The organism is Psychrosphaera sp. HA2-10, assembly GCF_055693745.1.
The window spans coordinates 2,442,501-2,462,486 of sequence record NZ_CM146341.1; the positions used below are offsets into that span (position 1 = coordinate 2,442,501).

The following is a 19,986-nucleotide window of genomic DNA, read 5'->3' on the forward strand; positions in this document are numbered from 1 at the left end:
TACAACAATAGCGACCTTTAATGTCTAAAAAAGCGACAAATTAAAGTAATTACTTAAATTTGTTTAATTCTTCACGCAGTGCGAACTCTATTTTAGGCAATAGACAGGAAATTTGCTGACTAATTACATGAAAAGTTTGTAAGTCATATAAAATAGAATAATTTACGCTACTTGGGATTTCTCTTAACCCACCTTTGGTTTTATCTGAAATAGGATAAACGCCATAATTTACCCGTCCTTCTCTGAGATATTTTAATACGTTTTTTACTTCATTGGTGATGGTTACACGATCAAATCTAATCTGGGGATAATGTTCCTTTAGGCCTTTTGACATCGCAGTAGACACCACAATCGCCTCTGGATTATCGCTATTGTTAAAAATGCTACTGTCACATACCAAGCCTTTGCGACAAAGTAGAACATACGACATCGCCGTTAAAGGCGGATTTACTGGCACAAGGTTAGGTACCTTGTCGATTATATCCTCAGCAAAGGCCGCACTTCCCATTAACCTATTCTCAGAAACTAATAATAGGTCTCGATAGGAACTGGTCACAATAAAATTAACCTCTATGCCAAGTTGCCTATAAGCTCGTTGCAATAACGGTTGAATGTCTTTTTGAATTTTGGGATGTCTAAGAGAAGAGAAAACCAGTTGCTTAGGAACAGGACAAGACACACCAATGTCATCGTCAGCGTTTTTTGTAATTGTGTTGCCGGTGTTATTTAAGGTTAGAGGGCATGAATTGGCAGAGGCTAAATAAAAACCCATAACTACAACAATGATTAATGTTTTATAAATATTAATTAACCTCGTTACTGCAACGTTCTCAAAAATTTCTAAATTAACCTGTGAGAACCCATAAGTCATGTTTATACTATTCGTAAATTGATTTCAAATTAAAAGTTAGGGATTTGTTGTGATTCAAAGCATGACGGCATACGCAAGACAAGAGATTAAAGGCGATTGGGGCACAGCAGTGTGGGAGATCCGATCTGTTAACCAACGTTATTTAGAAACCTATATTCGTCTTCCTGAGCAATTTCGTTCATTAGAAGCGGTGCTGCGTGAACGCCTTCGAAAAAAATTACAACGTGGTAAAGTTGAGGTATTCCTAAAGTACACGGCAAATCCATCAGCTGTTAGTCAACTCACTGTAAACAAAAAGTTAGCTAAACAACTTATTGATAGTGCAAATTGGATTTTAACTGAAGCGTCAAATGGCGAATTAAACCCAGTTGATATTCTAAAGTGGCCCGGCGTTATGGAAGCTGAAGAAACCGACATGAACGAAGTTCAAAAGCAAATACTTGCTGGTTTTGACGGCCTAGTAAAAGACTTCATCGAAGCACGAGGTAGCGAAGGCGCTAACCTTAAAGTCATGATTGATACACGCCTTGAAAATATTCTTGAGCAAGCCGCGATAGTCGAACAACACATGCCTGCGATTATGGAATGGCAAAAAGAACGTCTTCAAAACAAGCTAGCCGATGCCAAAGTAGATATTGACGAAGCTCGCCTAGAACAAGAACTGATTTATCTGGCCCAAAAGACCGACGTAGCGGAAGAACTTGATCGCTTAAAATCACACGTTAGCGAAACACAAAAGATCATGAAAAAAGGCGGCGCCTGTGGCCGACGTCTCGACTTTATGATGCAAGAGTTTAATCGCGAAGCAAACACCCTCGCCTCAAAATCCATCAATGCCGATGTCACCAATGCCGCGGTTGAATTGAAAGTATTGATTGAGCAAATGCGTGAGCAGATCCAAAACATCGAATAATATCCACCAAACTCCATAATTACCTTTTACTTATTGATTTTAAAGGGATAAATTAAAAACCTCGTTCGTAGTCGTTCACAGTTACCCACCGAAATCTATATCTAAGTGGTGGGTTAATTGGTGGGTAGGTGGGTTGTATTTTGTTGTTCCAAAGTCTGGCTCAGCTTATTGGATGGTTCGCTACACTTCCAATTAAAATCGTAAAGAAATGACGCTGGGTAAGTACTCTGATCTTTCGTTAAAAGATGCGCGATTTGAAGCAGCTTCTAAAATGAAGCAACTCAGGAAGGGCCTTGATCCGCTGTTAGCAAAAAAACGTGCCGAGCAAGAAAGCATTAAAACAGTGGATGACCTATTCGAAGACTGGTATCCAACACTCGAAGCTAGACTAAAACACCCAAAAATCCCCAAACGCATTTATACCAAAGATATTGCCCCACATATTGGTGAATTTAAAATTGACCAGGTAACCGCCAGAGATATCCGCACCACAATAGAAGATATAAAAGCTTCAGGTAGATTGGCTATTGCTAATGATGCACTAGGCTATTGTAAACAAATATTCAATCACGGCATAAAACTCGATTTACTCGCCTATAACCCTGCTGCCGCCTTTACTTTTAAGGATGCTGGCGGTGTAGAAAAAAGCAGAGAACGAGCATTGAATGAAGATGAACTCAAACAATTTTTTGCTGCAGCCAAAAAACATAACGACAGTTTTAGTCGAGAGAACTACCTAGCCTGTTTATTGTTGGTTTGCTTAGGCGTTCGTAAATCAGAGTTGTGCGAAGCTAAGTGGGATGAATTTGATTTAGAAAGCGAGGTATGGAACCTACCGGCAGAAAGAAGTAAGACCAATGTTGGTTTTACCGTTCCTTTAGCACCTGAAGTGCTTACCTGGCTTGAAGAGTTAAAAGTACGAGCCTTTGGGTCTGAATATGTGTTTCCTAGTCGCAGAACCAGCAAAAAACCTCATATGGGCGCTGACACACTAAACAGGGCCATAACAAAGCTGAAGGGTGTTGAGGGTATTTACAATAAGCATGATTATTTGGATGAACGAAGAGAAGCGCTCGATGAGCTCTCGGTTAGTATCGCAAGAATGGTTTGAAGAGTTCGTCCTCGGGAGTTGTTGATCTTCGTTCAGGTAGCAGACTAGAAAACTGTTTAAACGTTGAGTCCATTATCGCGATTCTGCCATCCCCATGGTCAATAGCTGCCAATAGCAGATTCCTAATCTCATTATTAAATGAACCCGATACACTGAATGGGTCTTTCGTTGCAACCATCAGCATAAACTCAGGATTAGTCCTAAGCGCCATAGTCAGCGCATTATTTATATGCTTATGATTAAAACCAAAACCTAGGCACAATACAGCCGTTTTTGGTTGTTTAACTACTTCCAAAAAAGAAGTCATCATATCTAAATAAGGAGAATCATAAGATGTCTGATATTTGCTACTGCTTGGATAGATGAAAACAGGTTCACCAATTTTGCTATCAGCACCTAGCTTTCTAACTCTGCCGTTAAATTTTCTCCAGTCCACAGAGCCATGCATCTTGTATAGCTGAACCACATTGGATATGTATGCGCCTTCACTGCTCTTGGAGTGCCCACGGTTCACTATGTCATACTTGAACCACATAGGATTAAAAAAGAGGGGTTAGAAAACTCAAAACCATCAATAACAACAAAGCCAGTATTTGATGCAGCATGCTCAAAAGCCAAGTCATAATTAGTCGTGAAAAGCTAAATCAATTCTATATTCTCAGAAATACACAGTTTAAAAACTCAGTCTAAGTCGCAAAGAAAAGGCGGTCAGCGTATTTTCTCAGAGGTTAGAACAGAACCGTTAATCACTGAATACAGTTCAAAGTTCAACGCCATTTTTGAACAACTTGCTTATGGTATTGTTTTACACCAAGTGGTATATATAAACATGGAAAATCAGAAGCAACGGATTGATCCTCTTGGTTTTTCAATTTCGAACAACAAGCTATTCGTCATAATCAGGGTTTCAACAAACAATTATCGTCATGTTGAAATAGAAAAGATTTTAGACGCCAGCTTATCTACGTTCAATTTTGAATACCCCAAAAACTTCAGTCTATCGTCGAATCAAAAGCAGCGAGGGTTAAAGCCTTCGCTCAATGGTTTTGATTCCTCATCAAGTAACTTCTGTTCGGTGGATACATTCCGTAGAATTAATTAAGCCATTCTTAAATTTATACAGTAACAAGGAGCCCTGTATGAAAAATATAACAAAAACAACTCTAGCAATAGTTGTCGCTTCAACACTAACAGCCTGTGGCGGCGGTGGCTCTGAGCCAGAAAAAGCAGAGCCACCAACAACTATTACACCACCACCTGAGGTTATGACAATTCAAGGCATGGCTATTGATGGATATATCGTTGGTGCAACCGTCTTTATGGACTTGAACTTCAACGGCGTATTGGATGATGGTGAACCCAATGCGGTAACAGTTGAGCCGGATGAAGAAAATCCAAGTTTTATCATTGAAGTACCTGACGCTCATGAAGACTGTGGTCAATATGTACCATTGATTACTCATGTACCTGTAGGTGCGATTGATTTAGACGATCCAGATAACCCAATCGAAGAAGCCTATGACCTAGTCGTTCCTCCCAGCTTTGCGTTGCAAACAGATGATGATTTACGAAACGTAACTCCATTAACATCGGTTATTTGGAATACCGTAGAGCAAGAGCTACGTACAGGAAGTGAAACACTTTCTTGCGAATCGATCATTGAAGATCAACGCCTACGAAAAGTTATTGAGCAACGCTTGCGTGACCAAGAAATCCGCGTGGCCCAGCGATATAACATCACCGTTGATAACTTGTATGGTGACTATATTGCCAATGGTAATTCAGACTTACATGGTCTGGCACGTTCGTTAGTTCCAGGTTTAGCAAAATCGTATTCCGAAACTGTTGAGCTTGAGCAAGCGAATCCAAGTGCCAACTACGTCTTCGTTGAGTATTTCTTTAACGGTAATGGAGCAGGACTTTCTTCGAAGTCTTGGTTTCGCCGAGAGTATATTCAACGGAGCAAAGGCAACTGGGATGAAAGTGTCCATGCTATGAGCGGCGGTTTAAGTCGTTTAGGTGATTTGCTGGAACGTAGACAACAACGCACTAGCACTACTAACGGGATAGAAGCTGAAGTGGCAGCAAACCTTGAAGATGGAAATTGCTCAGTGACTGAGTACTTTACAGAGAAATCAGATGGTATCGGCTACGGGTTAGCTAATTCAGCCTATGCAACGAACGTAGGTTGGAGCAACTGCCTGACGATGGATCGTGTTGCCCTAAATGTCTCACAAATTTTCATTACCAAAACTTACTACAGTGATGGCGATACCGTGAAAACTGAATCGAGTCACGTATATGGTCAGGATAACGAACATAAGTTTGTGTCATTGATTGGTGCCGATGCCAACGACTTCACCAATGGCTGGTTATCAAGTGCTATATCTCATATTTCATTGAGCTTTGAAGATGATTATGGATATGACGCTGACGGCTGGACACGTATATATAACGAATACGCTTCAGAAAACTTCTGGGAAGAAGATCAAATTGTTCATATGCACAACTCTGAAGACGAGTACACGGTAACGACTTACCACACAGATGGTACGCATGAGAAGCAGTGCGGTACATGGTCAGGTGGCACTGCTAGCTTAACTGACTGTACAGAGTAAATTCATAACAAATTGAAGGGAGCAGCAGCTCCCTTTGCACTACAATTCAACGGAAACAAATATGGATGTAAAAATGCAATCAAAAATTTTAGCGTTAGTAATTGCTGCGGCTTTTCTCCAAGGCTGCTCTTCTGACGAAGTGGAGTTGGTAAAAAATGGCCGACTTGAATATGACTCCTCTTACAATATTGGGGATGCTTTCGACAATCGAGATCTCTGTGAGTCAACATCATGGGCTTATACTGAGGACAACAAAGGACGAAAAGTTGTTGAATATCAATGCTTCTTAGCGGGAGGCAACGATCTGATCGAGGCTCTATATAAACGTAACGAAAAATCTTTAGCTGACACATTAAATTCAAAGGTTAATGCCAAACAAAAACAAATTGATAACCTGCTGACCAAAATTGACAACAATAAGGCAGCAGTTACTAAATATGAATCAGGTATAAAGTCTATTGAAGATAATATCAATCAACAGATGTCGGAAAAGTCACCAGCTATTAAAAAAGCACAAGCGGACGTTGATTGGCTAAAGCAAGGCGGTATCGATGAGCGATTCAGGCCTTACTGGCAAAATATCAAAACTCAAGAAGCTTTTATTAAGAAAGGAGATTCAGTTGAGCACAGAAAAAAGCTAATTGACGACTACAAAGCTGAGGCTGAAGAAATGCGAGGCTGGATAATTGAATTAGCCGAAACTGAACTTATCGCGCTAACTAGACAAGAGGAAGCAAAGCTAACCTCTTTAAAAAGTGAGTTGAAGCAGTTGTCCAATGCAAAAGATTGGGCAACTTCTGAAATAAATGAAAATACAGCGACACTAAGTAAAATAAGGCCTCAGCTAGAAGAAGAAATCAAAGCATTAAAATCTGAAATTCCAGAGCATCTAGACGAATTTAAAGCAAAATTTTACTCCGACGAACCGTCAATTACTGAGTTTTTTCAATGGACTGTTGATGATAGTTCATTCTATTTTGCATCCGCAGGTATCCGCCTAATAAGAGACGACAAAATTGAGAATACTATTGAATACGGTGACAGAGGCATTAGTGAGGTCTTGCCCATCGTTTATCAGAAGCCAATTTCATTTAGCTCTGTTGTTAATTCGAAATTCTATTTTTACAAAGTCGATTGGCTATTTGAAAAATATAAGCAATGAAATAAGAAGTGATTTAATCATTTTAAATAAATTACAACCTCTATCTCGGGAACACTCTGTTCCCGAGAACTTTAAGATGCCAAGTCTTTTTAGACGCATATTATTATATAAAAACGCTTTTTACGGTTTATTTTTTGTATAAATACCACAATGCGGCATTATTGCATTAAGCCTTACAGATAGATCAACGCCGCTATAAAATTCAAAATCTTCAGGATAAACCTCCAACAAAAGTTCAATGGCAAGCTCATGAAGTTTTTGTATTAATACCTGTAAAACCGGAGGGTTGTTTTGATAGTTCTCTAGCATTGCTGGAGAAAATAAGGATTTTGCAAGTACATTTTTGTTGTTATCCGATATTTGAAAAAGTCTTTGTTCGATGTGAGAAGCTAAGGGCTGTGTCTTTTTACTGATAACTAATTCGATAATCGAGAATGCATGTTGCCAAAACCAGTAAAGGAAATAACCCTGAACATCAGATCTGTGTATGTCATTGACAATTTTGTCTAAAATTTCAGTGTTCTCACTATAGTCTTCCTGTAGGGATGAAAGCATCTTTAAAACAGAAATGATTATGTAATTACTTTTTTTTCAATGCGCGGTAAATTTAAGATTAGATAAGGCGATATTTCCGGAGGAGATAATAAATAAACAGAATCCTTCAATCCAAATAGTGCCTCTGCCGTAAAGCCTGGCGAAATCAGCTTAAGTAACCCTTTGTCGAATAGACTCTTAAGGTGTCTGCGGACACTGTCTTTTGACTTTACTGAGAGGCGTTTCCATATTCAGTTGGTATTTGAAATTAGGCTCCCCTTTCATCCTAGCTACTCTAGCACGAGTCATCAGTCTCTGAGATATCATTTCCTTAAAGGCTTTGGTCACTAGTTTAGGTGACATCGCAAATCCGCAGCTTACCTCTTCAATGCTTATGACTTTCTCTTCATGATTAAAATTTTTAACCCAAAGCAATAAAAAGTATTTCGTGGTGGGCGATAAACCTAGCAGCTCTTTCGATATGAAATCTGTATACATTGGGCGTAAAATTCATTGAGCAATAAGATCGCAACTGGCTTGCTGAACAGCTAAGGAAAAAAGGAATCATCATTTCAGGAAACAACTATTCTTGGGATGACGCACTTTTGTTTCAAGCACTTCAACAGCGCACCGCGCAAGAGTCAGATTTGTTGCTCAAGCTTCTCAACAACTGGCGTCAGCACAAGTTCAAAGTGAATAAGAAAAAGGCTGGCACTGTAACGTTTCAGGTATCAATAAGTAAGGAAGCTAATCTGGATTTATTGTCTCTTCAAAAGCAATGGCGCTAAAATTGTCGATGAATTAACCTCTGCTTTATCACAAGTAAATGAGCTAGAGATTGATAGAAATAGACTAATTCAAAAATTAAATGAGCTGGAAACTTCATTTAACAACCAAACTGAAGAGCTTAAAAAATTAAAATCAAGCCTATCGGCTGAAAAGCGACTCAGCTCGAAGTTAATGAAAGAATTAAAAGAAGCTAGGGATTGAAGACTATATCAATTAATAATCTGCGGTAATATTGACACACCAAGCTGCTCTTTAAACTTAGGACTTAAATGCTCAATGCGGTTATACACCCAGTCTATTAAGTCCTCACCAGTCATAACTTTAATATTATGGTCAGAGGCAAGGCTGACAGTTGAATCATCAACACTTCCAGTAGTGATCACCCATTTGTCGTGGTGTTCATCTTCATCAATATCTATCAGTTGTTTTACAGCCCAATCGCTTGTGTTTCCTTTATGGTGTTTAACTTGGATGAATACCCGATTTGATGAAACAGGGTCATTGCGGGTTGCGGTTATATCTATGTCAGAAATATCTGAGGATTGGTTTTTAGCTTCAATATGAGCAGTGTACCCTTCAATTTCCAGCAGCTCCTTTACTAGCTGTTCTAGGCCGTACCCACCACCTTTCAACGTTGTATTTCCATTCACTAAATTTGAAAGCAAGCTCTGTTTAAATGATTCAATGGCTGCATCTTTCTTTTGCTGAAAAATACTGTCAAAGCAAACTTTGTTATCTGTTTCTAACTGGCTGACATACTCTGTAATTTCATCACGAAAATCATTTAGTGATGCGATGGACATCCTGATTTTTAATCTGCTCTCCAGTCCTTGAGATAGCTTTGAACGTGGGATCCTAATAACAGAACCTTGCTCATTTTTGAAGTAATTGACGCTGACTCTGTTTTCTCCATACTGGATGCCTTGTCCGTAACTTTTAGTGCCCTCAACCTTGCCAAGTACTATTGCTCTGTACACCGGAATAACGACTACATCACCTTTTTTCAGTTCATAGAATCGCTTCATTTGGTTTCTGTGTCGGCCAACCGCTATTCCATTATTTGTAAGGTAATCACAAATAGCGCTTATTGAGTCAAACGCTGAAAAATTTGCCTGCCCCCAGCCATATCCCGCTAAATTATCGGTTATTAATTCTGATGGACTCCTAACAAGTACAATGTTTTTATCGGTTAGCATGACCTACTTCTCTTTCTAAAAAGCTGTACAATTCCGGCGAGTGCTTTTGTAATTTCATCAGTGCGGACTTATCTGAAGCCATCGTAAAAAATACGTAGAAAAAGCCCCAGGTCACAATGCTCGTACAAAAAAGGACACCAAAGAATGTATTCGGGAGAAAAGTTAACTCGATAGACAGGGTAGTAGTAACGAAATTACTTAACTCGATCATTTCTTGTTTAAAGTTCTCTAAACAGATAACAATTGAGCCTGCAAAAGCAAACATAGACACAAGGGCTGTAGCTTTAATTCTATATTCATCAAGAAAGCCAGCAATAGTATCAAGTGCTTTTTCTTTCCTGTTGTTGAGTGACGCATGCAAGCGGTGAATTAGTTGTTGTTCTTCTTGCTGCAATGCTCTTAACATACTGTGTTGTTCTGAAATCTGCTGTTCAATAGATGCAACTTGTCTTAAGTATGGCTTTTGCCTTAACTCTAAAATGTTTAAACACTCGTCCGCTTTTTCATGCAAAGAGTTAATCTGAGCATTTAAATCTGATTTCAAATTATCGATATTTTTTTTCGTTTCTTTCCCTTTATTACTTTTTAAGCTGATACTGCCATTTTTATTAAAGCTCCCATTGCTAGACCTATAGTTTTCTATGGTCGCTTCAATGTTAGTTTGGGTTTGAGTAATCAGATTCAAAGAAGTGAATAGTGAGTCTAGATGAGTTCTGTCTTCTGAGGAAAATTTAAGCTGCTCTACGACTAAATCTTTATCTGTCAGGTTTATGGAACTAGAACTGCTTATCTCCTTAAACTGAGTCACAAAATTAATTTGTTGCCTAAAAGTATTAACCACATTTGCAGGCTCAATTAAAGTCTTCTTTAATCGCTCTATTTCAACCTGCACTTTCTTCTCTTCTTCTTTAACTCTTTTTTGGGTTGCATCAATTTCAGCTTTTTCTTGTTCCGTTAGCTTTAATGTATCAAGTTCAATTGACGGTGCTTTAACCCACTTAAATAAGTAAAATAAAAACACAGAAATATAAAGCACGACTCCCACTATGCCTATCAATAGTATTAGAAATGCGACTATGAATAGGATGATAAAAATAATAGAGTTATTTTGTTTATTATTATTTCTAGCCATTTTCTTATCCTCTTAATGCACTGCTAACTCTATCCACCCCTCTTACACCTGAAATACTCAGAACGTTCGGGTTGAATATTTTCCCTTCTTTACGGGCTATTAATCTTGAAATGATGGGGGTTGCCACAGCTAAAAAGAACAGAGCTAATGTACGCTTAGTTCTTCTAGCTTGTCTTGTTTTCCCAGAAGGATTCATAGCAATTAAAATCGCACTGACTAGCATAAGCGCCCAAACGACTTTTGTTACGACGATAATAGGCAGTAAAGCTCGTGGCCCGACATTCCATGTAGCGGTAATGACTTTATATGTTAGAAAAACAGTTGGTCCCCAAAGGATTAAATTTGCCAAGATGGCCGGTATAGGTACGGAGAAAATAAAAAGGCTAATTGCTACAGGCCAAGCGAATATGCCCGCTGAATACATTAGATCATCAAAATCGTAATATACTGGAGCCTTGCGAGCTAAACCAACTATAGTGCCAATACACGTAAAAATGGTTATTATCGACATAGTGATTAGCACTATTAGCTGGTTTCCACCTTTAGATGCGTGAGCTAAAGCGGGTTTTCCTATAGATTCTTTCGCTTTTTGACTTTTAATGTCACTAAGTAGATTGTTAATTTCTTTTTTTATTTCCTCTTGGCGGGCAAGGTTTTCTATAGAGGTTAAATCGTTATTTTTAACGTACTCTGATAATTGTGTTTCTAGTTTTGCTTGTTCTTTAAAATGCAAAGCTAAATTATCAATTTTCGTCAATTTACCTTTTATAGTGTTTCGGCTATTTGCATAGCGTTTTCGAATTTCTTGGTTGGGGTGCTCTTTATAGCTAACTATCTTGTTAAAGAGCTCCATAAACCATTTTGAGGACGAATACTCTGATTGAAGCTGTTTATTTAGCTCTGTATAGGTATAGCTATCACTATTTACGGCATACCGGGAGTATTTATCGAGTAAGCTGTCCAAATAATCATTTAATTTATCAAAGTCTTTTTGATATTGGTTAATATCACCAATGATGCTTTGTTTAATATATTTAACAATAAGTTCAGCGCTGTTAGTAAATTTATTTTTTAATGTATCGCCACTGGTCATTTCATTTTCAGAATAAATGACATTATTTCCGTCAGAGTAGCAATTTTGCAAGGCTCTTTCGTAAGCTGATTGCTCGACAGGGAGACTATACGGTGCGGTTTTAGGCGAGGGGATTTTATGGCCATATAAACTTGCTGGTATCCTAACATTGCTTTTTTTGCCTTGTTCGATATATCTCAAAAAGTCTTGGGGACTATAGCTCAACCATCCTAATTGATTGCAATCAAGCGCGGGGGTCCCTATATTTGTATTTGCTGAAAGGCTACCTGAAAATAGCAGGGTCAATGCAAATATTGATTTTAATGGGGTCCAATAATTACACCTTTCCATATAATCCACATCCTACTGATTTTTATTGTTTTAGTTGCTGATTCTGCCACAAATAGACAATCGAGTCATCAGCCTCCTAATTGCATTGAGACTGCATGGTATTCTTTCTTATTCTTTACCTGACGACTTGTCGATTTGCTCGCTACCTTTAATCATATTGAATATACACTGTTACGGCTGTACTTCGTTCGAGTTAATAACCTCAATACTTGCGTAACTTGCTTGGTTATTTTTATGCACACCGCCAGGATTCGAAATAATTACAGAGCCTAAGCGGATTGCATGCTTCATAGGCCTGTGAACATGCCCACACAAAAGGTATTTTGCCTTGGATAAGCTGGTTTTAAGTGCGGCTTTTATAACACTGCAACCGAAGTCTTCGCCTGATGATTTGGCACAGGAAGAGCTGATTGGCGGCACATGGTACAAAACGACATCACAATCCACATAGGCTTCGAAGTTATCCGCTTCATAACCGATGCAGCCAAACATCACACCATCAATTAAGGTTCTTGTTCCGTCACCATACAGACCCGAACCATTGGACAGCCAAGACAAAGAGTCCTTGAAGTAGTCGTGATTACCTGAGCAAACAAATAACGGCTGTTTAAATTTATTGAACCAGTTCGTAAAGAACATGACTTGTTCCGCCAATGAGCTTCTCGCTTCTTCTCTGTCATCGAGAAAATCACCTGTCAGGCAGACTACATCATAGCTCGCCCGATTTGCCTCTATCCAGTTGATAGCGTCTCGGGAAAAGTGCAAATCGGCGCAATGCAAGATCTTCATATAGGCTGCTTAAACCGTTATTTGCAAAATATCCGCAACCGTTTTTGTGTTGCCGGAAGCACTCAATCGGCCTTTTGAATTAAGCGGGAGATCCAAAGCGGAGTCTTCTAAAAACACCTGCTCAATAGATCTACTGATATTGACCGTCTTATCTCCTTTTGGCGTAACATGGTATGGATTGGTCGTTAGCCATAACGAGATTTCACTTTCACCGTCTGCCACTGACGTCATGGATATCAATGCTTCCATTTTCCCCTGTAGTTGGCCTTTATTCGAAACAGTGGACACCCAGTTTTTACCCGGTGTATCGATGCCGTTTAGCTTTTTAAGCAACAGGTTCAAGTTGTCATCCAAATTGTCACTGTGCCACGAAATCCAAGTCTTTCCTTTTTTATGCTCACGAAACCAACGCTCTTTAAGAGAATTAGTGTATTCACCAACATACAGGATGCTTTCTTCTGTTGGCTCAGTTCCTATGGTCACCAAGTACGTTGAGCATTCCGCATTAAGAATTTCCTCTGTCACCAAGTGAATTGCAGTTGGATTCTCCCAGTTCCGTGTTTTACCGTTTGATGTAATTTCAAAAGGCGTATCTGATAAGTAAAACTGGCCGATTTTGGCAAACTCAAAACCCTTAAATGATTTTCTTGTGATCACTACGTTATCCTCTTGTGTTTCCGGGTTCCATTATGCAACACTGAGCCGACAAATTATGTCGCTAAGGTAAATTAGTCAAGATAAGCGTATGAATGTAAGTGATAAAAAGGTGTTTGAACGGATTTTGGCGATGGCTGCATGTATTCCTGTGGAGCCAAGATCTAAAACGGCTAAGGAAATATTAGGGGCGTTAGTTGCTGAGTATGGAGGGCATTTTAATGTCAGTCTAAGAACAATAGAGCGCGATCTGCAAACTTACTCGACTATTCTCGGTTTACTCAGTACAGAAGGGCGACCGAGTAAATGGTACTTTGCAAGCGATTCAAAGTTCAGGTACTTAAATAAGCTCCCGCTAGAGCAAGCCTTGTCTCTCAGCCTAGTTGAACAACATCTGGCTAATTATCTTCCGCATTCGATTTTCGAAGGCCTAGCTCCGGTTTTTAAACAGGCAAATGATACCTTACTCTCTGCTGATAATTTAAATGCATGGAAACACAAAGTAGCCTCAATTCCCGACGGCTTTGTCGTTCAACCTGATGAAATTGATGAAGTTGTGCTGAGAGTCTTACATGATGCTTTGCTGACTAATAAAGTCGTCAAAATAAAATATGATGACCAAGATAAATTTCACCCAATTAAGCCATTAGGCTTGATTGTCAGAGGAAAAAAATTGGTATTGGCCTGTCGTTACTACGATTATAAGGACGTAAGAACGATTCTGGTTCATCGAATCAAAGCGATTGAAACGACCAATGAGCATTTTGACAGTGACTTCAATTTGGCTGCATTTATAAAAAGTGACGAAGCGTTTGTATTGATTTCTGATACCCCTTTGTATCTGACAATGCATGTCACCGGGCATGTTAAGAAATTACTTTCAGAGCAACAGCTACTGCCCAACCAAGAGGTCTCAAATATTGATGGAAGCTGGGCGTCTGTTGAAGTGATCATAGGTCATACTCTGGAATTGGAGAACTGGATACTCAGCCACAGCGACCAAATCAAAGTCATCGAGCCTGAACACTTTAGGGATAAAATCAAAAAGCGATTAAACGTTGCATTATCACATTACACTTAAGTGAATCGCCAAATTCTGTCGTTTTTGTACCTAGACTTTGCCTTACTTTAAATAACTAGCCAAAAGGTAGTCTGAAATTGGCAGTGTTTCTAAGGTTTTTAAAAAGCAAAAAGAAGATAGAAGATTAATTGATGGTAGGTCAACTTTTTGTGGTGGGTAATTTGGTGGGCTTTATTCTGTATTACGGCCAAGGATAACGTTTAACTTGTTGATTTAAAGCAATTATATATAAAATTAAAATATTCAGATCCAAAACATCGAATAACAAAAAAAGGTCCCACTAAGTACTAATCTTGATGGGACCTTTCGTTTATCAGGACTTAGGGCTATTCAGTCCTGTGCTATCTATTTAGCACATTGTTATCTAGTTCTTTTCTGCTTCTGCCGCTAATCCTTAGACTTCCCGTTATTCGAAGAAGTGTCAGCATCAGACATAGAAACATTGTTAAGCGACACAACGTTTGTTTTGCCAATACGATGGCGATAGATTTTACGCAAGTAGTAGATTGCCTGTTTGACACTTGTGATGCTGAGTCGAATATCGTTTATTGAAGTGAACTTACTTTCGTCATGAATGAGCTCACGATACTTTTTCTCGTACATAGGTTTAATAGCAAACCAGTTGGTGTCTAGGATTTTAGCTGGGTTCTCAAATTGCTCAAGCATGCTTTCCAGCTTCGCTTCGTCAAATTCTGGCGCTGTTATAAACTCTATAATTGCCTTGTCTAAGGTTTCATCGAAGGCAAAGTCTTCTTTGGCAAAACAGCGTTTAATGTACGAAACAATCAAGGTTAAAAAGTCATCGCTTAAACACGGGCTTTTGGCGACTAACGTAGTTAACGATAAATTAGCCGATGCGCCAATAACCAAGGCAAAACGCTTAAGTGTGGTATTTGGGAACAGGCTATTAAGGTGTAGCTTGAGCTTATTCAAGTCCATATACGACAATTTATAGTCTTTAGGTAAAGACACGATGGACACTACCGATGAACAATTTTTAAAGAAGTGTAAGTCTTTTAGATGTTTTGCATCATAGCCGCTTTCACGATACTTTTTGAGCGAACTTTTATAACGCTCTGACTCCACGGGTAACAGGCTAATACCTTCAATTGCCGTGGTTTGTTTATTAAAGTGCGGCAAATCAATTGAGCGATAAAACAAGTCATCAATATCAAGCTCTTCACTCGACTTATCAAAAAAGCCTACCCTTCCTTCATGTGGATCGCGCACTCGTACTACCGACTCTGCATAAGCCACAGCAATCGGCCCCGCCAAACTCATAAATAAATCATTGGCATCTAATCGTATAGTCTCGCCTATGTCGATTCCGGCACGTCTAAAGTAGTTTTCATCGTAGTCCGTAGTCACAGCTTGTGCCGTTAAAATGTTAAATATCTGCTGACTAATATATTGGTTAGCGTGTTTCTCCATGGCGTTCACATCAATAAACTGGCCATTGTCATTTTCGCCAATATTTGAATCGTCGGTTTCTTCGGCGTAACGCATAATATCATTGGAGATCAGCATCATGGCATTCCAAGGGCGAATGCGCTTTTTAATGCTTTCCGAGTCACTGCCGTCATTGTCCATGCTGTAGGAAAAATTCCACTCTTCCGACAAATATTTACACAACAATCGTCCTGCATTTATGTGTAAGGCTTCCGACATTTCAACCGTACGGTGAGTAATGTTAGGCAATATGCAAATACCGCTGGTAAATATTGGTTCAAATACAAACGACTGGTTGTGCGCCTGCATTTCTTGTTCGGTACGAATATCAAAGGTTTTACTCATGTAAGAGTATTGCTGCGCAAGTCCAAACTCAGACGCCATGCCCGAGCCGGTACCACCGCCCGCACTAAAGATATAAAAATACAAACGTGATTGGTTGGCTTTGATGCCACACGAGTCTATAAGGTAAGAATGAATGAACTTCCAATCTTCGTTACTAAATTTTTCCGTTTCTTTATTTAAAATTACTTTAGCCAAGTACTGGCCTAAAATAGGCGCGTTACCAGCACCGCCTGCATGAACTTCCGACAAGTCCATGATCTTTAATTTGGTATATTCGTTTAAAAAGTTAATGCCACCGTTTTTAGCCGAAAACTGAATTCGGCCACGAATGTCTTTGTCTAAGTCACCCAACATCACCAAAGGTTCAATTAAAAATACCGGCTGCAAATCTTCTTCTGGTTGTATTTTTAAACTGCGCTGTATCCAGTTAAGTGCTTTGCGGTTTTTTTCTTTGTGCTTGTCTTCTGCATCGTGAAAGTCATTAAGATAAAATACCCGAGCGTTATGCACTAAGGTCGCCACGTCTAAGGCGATATTAGACCCACAGCGGCCAAGTCCTATTAAACATACAGAAGGGAAATTAGTCTCAACGGGCTCGGCATTTTCAGCCACAACAGGTTTAGGTAAAACGTCGCCACGCAATACATCTAAATTTTGGAGAATTTTGTTTAAGTCATCTTCCGTAAAATACTTATAGTCGCCTGGCGATTTTGCAACAACGTTATTGCTTTCAGTTTGCGTTTTTACATCCACCTCAATGGCGTCCTCTCTATCTAAAACAGCATCCTCCGACAGGTTAGTGCTTGAATTAGTTTGATCTAGAGTAGGTTCTATTTTTGGCGACTTGCCGCCCGACTTTGTTGTTTTTGCCATGACTTCATTCCCTAATGATTTTTTTCACGATTGTGTACAAAAATAAACCGATTAATAAAACCTAGTTTATAAATTAAAGAAATACTAATTTGGGGTGAGGTTTTTTTGTACAGGGCAATAAAATAAATGGCTAATATATATATTGTTTTTTAAGCGTTGCTTATGACAAAAGTCACTGCATTTTGCATAAAAAAGCCGACACCCATAAATCATCAGATGTCGGCGCTTTTCAGAACACGGATTTAGTCCAATGTTTTAAACTTAATCGCACTTGGGTATTTTTTCGTGTGATAAATTTTATGGAAGGCGCGCGTGAAATCACTTTCTTTCGCTTCAAAAATATTATCTACGTATTTCTGAGGATTGATATCGATAAACGGGAACATGCTGCTTTGTATTTGAATTTGCAGTTTGTGACCGCGCTTAAAGGTATGTAGCACGTCGTACAACTCAAACTTAACTTGGGTTGGCGTATTTGGTTTAAATGGCTTTGGTTCGCTCATGCTGTCTCTAAAACGCCCGCGAATAACGCCCCATCTCACCAACTCGTGACGATTGCCTGTTGCGCGATCTACTTTGTCATTGTTCATATCTCGGCCCGGCGATACATCCACCAGCTTAACTACAATATCAGCAGCCGATTGTGTAGTTGAGAACCATAAGTCTAGGTCGATGGCACCACTTAACGTTAGATCGTCATCCAGTACTTCTGTCTCAAAGACTAAAACATCAGGGCGACGCGCTGCAAAACGCTGATCTTCAACCATGTAAGGACGATCCCAGCCACGGCTTATTTTGGCAGAGTGAGGAACTGGCTTATTCGGATCGCTAATATATTCACTCGCACCGGTATCACCTTTTGTTGGAGTTAATGACTCATTGTTACCTAAAAATAATGTTTGAGCTTTAGCTTCTTTTGGTGGCCAAACATCAAACTTTCTCCAGCGATTGCTACCCGTTTCAAAAATCGTCGCCGTGGCGATATTCGATGCCTTGTCTTGTTTACTATTTGTCGAGTTCGATGAGTTGCCTTTTAAGTGTTCTTTAAAAAATGGCAACTGGATTTCTTCTTGGAACCATTTGCTAGTATCAAAACCAAAATTAGCTTCGCCTAATTTAGAACCACCCTGAGTACTGTTCCACTGACCATGATACCAAGGTCCCATCACCAGTTTGATGTGGTCTTTTTTGTTTTTATCCGACATGGTTTGGTAAGTATACAAAGGACCATATAAGTCTTCTGTATCGTACCAACCGCCAACAACTAAGGTTGCCGGTTTTGTATCGTTTAAGTGTTGCAGGACATTCCTCGCTTGCCAATAATCATCGTAATTTGGATGCTCAGTCAACTCATTCCAAAATGGACGCGTACCGTTAAAGTACTTTTTATTAACGTTCGTTAATGGCCCTAAATCTTTGAAAAACTGATACCCATCTGGCGTTTCAGAGTCCATGCCTTTTGGCCAGTGAGCCTGTGGGTTTTCACGCTTTTTATCAAACGTATCAAAGAAGATAAAAGCCATCGGAGTGACGAATGCACCATTGCGATGAAAATCATCAAAAAACCAATCTGCAATTGGTGCCTGAGGCGAAATTGCTTTTAGTGCTGGGTGGCTATTGATTGAAGCCACCGAGGTATAATAACCAGGATAAGACGTGCCCCACATACCAACGTTACCGTTATTATTTGGAATATTTTTTACTAACCAATCAATACTGTCATAGGTATCAGTAGCATCATCGGTCGCGCCTTTTCCTCGTTTGTAGGCGTCTTGCGGTCGCATATTAACAAACTCACCTTCAGACATAAATTTACCGCGCACGTCTTGAAATACAAAAATGAATTTATCTTTTTCAAACGACTCACTTGGTCCTAATGAGGTTTTGTATTTATCAGCGCCGTATGGTGCAACACGATAAGGCGTACGTTGAAACATCATTGGGTAAGTCCGAGAGTCATCGTTTGGTACATACACCGAGGTAAATAACTTAATGCCGTCACGCATTGGAATTTGATATTCATACTTAGTGTAGTTAGCACGGATAAAGTCCGCGCGAGGATTGGCTTTATCTGCAGCATAGGCCACAGAGGTTGTAACCATGGCACTTGAGACTAATAGACAAAAAATGACTAGTCGAGTGGTGAACGCTCGCATATTGATTCCCTTTTATTTTGTTTGCTGCAAAGTTTGTATTATTTTTAATCAAACAACACAATAAAGATGAGACAACTGCGGGCAATATTACGATGGGTTCTTTTGGTAATCCAAAAATGCGCTTTCTAGTCGCTTCATAATTTCATGTGCGTTAGGAACATTGGCGTCTAAAATAAAATACAAATCCACTTCCGCAATCACTAAGCTTTTATAGCCGGACTCGGCCATTGCCGACATGCTGTATTCGCTTGCCGTTTTATACACTAAGGCATAATCACCACGACCAAGTTTAAGCGCGGCTAAGGCTCGACTGTGCGTTTCGACGTCAATAATGCTTTGCGCTAACGACTCTACTTTATCGCGAACACCATTGTAGGTATAACCGTTTAGAAGCACGACTCGCTTGCCAGACAAATCATCGATAGTATTTAAGTAGGCCGCGCTATTATCCCATAAAATTTGCAACTGCATTTTCGCAACTGGCATACGACTCAAAATAAAATCATCAACTTGATTAACTAATGTTTTAACGCCTATAGAAAAGTTTAATTGATGACGATTTAAATTTGATATTGCTCTTATATTTGGGAACTCATAAGCTTCATAAGGCACGCCACTTAGTTTGCTTATCGTATTCATAAGATCGGCTAACTCGCCTTGTGCTTGACCATCTTTGTCTAAATAGGCAATAGGAGGTAAATGTACAAACGCCCACTGCAATGTGAATGGTTGCGACTTGGTGTCTAACTTTTGAGTTGAAGAAAAAACAGGTTCAGAAAAAAACAACATCATGATGAAAAAAGGTGTCAACAACAATGCCCTAATTCCTGTTGGAGTTAAGCTCAATTTATAAATAAACACCTGCATGTTTTACTCTCCCTGAATGTAAA

General features: G+C 39.3%; 17 protein-coding genes. 6 read left to right on the forward strand and 11 right to left on the reverse strand.

All coding sequences use genetic code 11. The features are described from left to right. Positions 1–49 precede the first annotated feature (49 nt). A complete protein-coding gene (locus tag ACZ1GV_RS11180) occupies positions 50–871 on the reverse strand; it encodes a hypothetical protein (RefSeq protein WP_472674222.1) in 822 nt (273 codons plus the stop codon). A 49-nt stretch (positions 872–920) separates the two neighbouring features. On the opposite strand from ACZ1GV_RS11180, the gene ACZ1GV_RS11185 reads away from it, so the two are divergent. Then, on the forward strand, positions 921–1,784 hold the full coding sequence (locus ACZ1GV_RS11185; RefSeq protein ID WP_472674223.1) for a YicC/YloC family endoribonuclease: 864 nt from the start codon (positions 921–923) through the stop codon (positions 1,782–1,784). 208 nt (positions 1,785–1,992) lie between these two features. Beyond that, the gene (locus ACZ1GV_RS11190; RefSeq protein WP_472674224.1) at positions 1,993–2,895 is read left to right on the forward strand and encodes a tyrosine-type recombinase/integrase; all 903 of its coding nucleotides are present in this window, start codon (positions 1,993–1,995) and stop codon (positions 2,893–2,895) included. On the opposite strand, the gene ACZ1GV_RS11195 is transcribed toward ACZ1GV_RS11190, so the two are convergent. Beyond that, on the reverse strand, positions 2,873–3,409 hold the full coding sequence (locus ACZ1GV_RS11195) for an SIR2 family protein (protein WP_472674225.1): 537 nt from the start codon (positions 3,407–3,409) through the stop codon (positions 2,873–2,875). The two genes, ACZ1GV_RS11190 and ACZ1GV_RS11195, sit on opposite strands and share 23 nt — an antisense overlap. A gap of 315 nt (positions 3,410–3,724) precedes the next feature. On the opposite strand from ACZ1GV_RS11195, the gene ACZ1GV_RS11200 reads away from it, so the two are divergent. The 3 genes from ACZ1GV_RS11200 (at position 3,725) to ACZ1GV_RS11210 (ending at position 6,675) form a co-directional block, all read left to right on the forward strand. Further along, positions 3,725–3,997 (forward strand): hypothetical protein, encoded by a 273-nt coding sequence (locus tag ACZ1GV_RS11200; protein ID WP_472674226.1) that lies wholly within the window; start codon positions 3,725–3,727, stop codon positions 3,995–3,997. Between the two features lie 37 nt (positions 3,998–4,034). Continuing rightward, complete coding sequence (locus tag ACZ1GV_RS11205) at positions 4,035–5,513, forward strand: hypothetical protein (protein WP_472674227.1); 1,479 nt, start codon at positions 4,035–4,037, stop codon at positions 5,511–5,513. Between the two features lie 73 nt (positions 5,514–5,586). Beyond that, positions 5,587–6,675 (forward strand): hypothetical protein, encoded by a 1,089-nt coding sequence (locus ACZ1GV_RS11210; RefSeq protein WP_472674228.1) that lies wholly within the window; start codon positions 5,587–5,589, stop codon positions 6,673–6,675. Positions 6,676–6,795: 120 nt separating this feature from the next. On the opposite strand, the gene ACZ1GV_RS11215 is transcribed toward ACZ1GV_RS11210, so the two are convergent. The 6 genes from ACZ1GV_RS11215 to ACZ1GV_RS11240 form a co-directional block, all read right to left on the reverse strand. Beyond that, a complete protein-coding gene (locus ACZ1GV_RS11215) occupies positions 6,796–7,230 on the reverse strand; it encodes a hypothetical protein (RefSeq protein ID WP_472674229.1) in 435 nt (144 codons plus the stop codon). Positions 7,231–8,207: 977 nt separating this feature from the next. Then, positions 8,208–9,194, reverse strand: a complete 987-nt coding sequence (locus ACZ1GV_RS11220; RefSeq protein WP_472674230.1) for a restriction endonuclease — start codon at positions 9,192–9,194, stop codon at positions 8,208–8,210. Next, positions 9,181–10,230 (reverse strand): hypothetical protein, encoded by a 1,050-nt coding sequence (locus ACZ1GV_RS11225; protein ID WP_472674231.1) that lies wholly within the window; start codon positions 10,228–10,230, stop codon positions 9,181–9,183. The genes ACZ1GV_RS11220 and ACZ1GV_RS11225 overlap by 14 nt, the downstream gene beginning before the upstream one ends. A gap of 100 nt (positions 10,231–10,330) precedes the next feature. Beyond that, the gene (locus tag ACZ1GV_RS11230) at positions 10,331–11,758 is read right to left on the reverse strand and encodes a hypothetical protein (protein WP_472674232.1); all 1,428 of its coding nucleotides are present in this window, start codon (positions 11,756–11,758) and stop codon (positions 10,331–10,333) included. A 162-nt stretch (positions 11,759–11,920) separates the two neighbouring features. Beyond that, positions 11,921–12,538: a metallophosphoesterase family protein gene (locus ACZ1GV_RS11235; protein ID WP_472674233.1), complete on the reverse strand. Its 618-nt coding sequence runs from the start codon at positions 12,536–12,538 to the stop codon at positions 11,921–11,923. A 9-nt stretch (positions 12,539–12,547) separates the two neighbouring features. Beyond that, a complete protein-coding gene (locus ACZ1GV_RS11240) occupies positions 12,548–13,195 on the reverse strand; it encodes a hypothetical protein (RefSeq protein ID WP_472674234.1) in 648 nt (215 codons plus the stop codon). Between the two features lie 88 nt (positions 13,196–13,283). On the opposite strand from ACZ1GV_RS11240, the gene ACZ1GV_RS11245 reads away from it, so the two are divergent. After that, entirely contained in the window at positions 13,284–14,273 is a 990-nt protein-coding gene (locus tag ACZ1GV_RS11245; RefSeq protein ID WP_472674235.1) for a helix-turn-helix transcriptional regulator, read from the forward strand. 387 nt (positions 14,274–14,660) lie between these two features. On the opposite strand, the gene ACZ1GV_RS11250 is transcribed toward ACZ1GV_RS11245, so the two are convergent. The 3 genes from ACZ1GV_RS11250 to ACZ1GV_RS11260 all read right to left on the reverse strand — a co-directional run bounded on the left by ACZ1GV_RS11250 (position 14,661) and on the right by ACZ1GV_RS11260 (position 19,963). Beyond that, positions 14,661–16,940, reverse strand: coding sequence for a hypothetical protein (locus tag ACZ1GV_RS11250; RefSeq protein ID WP_472674236.1), 2,280 nt, complete (start codon positions 16,938–16,940; stop codon positions 14,661–14,663). A 242-nt stretch (positions 16,941–17,182) separates the two neighbouring features. After that, entirely contained in the window at positions 17,183–19,096 is a 1,914-nt protein-coding gene (locus ACZ1GV_RS11255; protein ID WP_472674237.1) for a CocE/NonD family hydrolase, read from the reverse strand. Between the two features lie 87 nt (positions 19,097–19,183). Beyond that, complete coding sequence (locus tag ACZ1GV_RS11260) at positions 19,184–19,963, reverse strand: substrate-binding periplasmic protein (protein WP_472674238.1); 780 nt, start codon at positions 19,961–19,963, stop codon at positions 19,184–19,186. Positions 19,964–19,986: the final 23 nt, after the last annotated feature.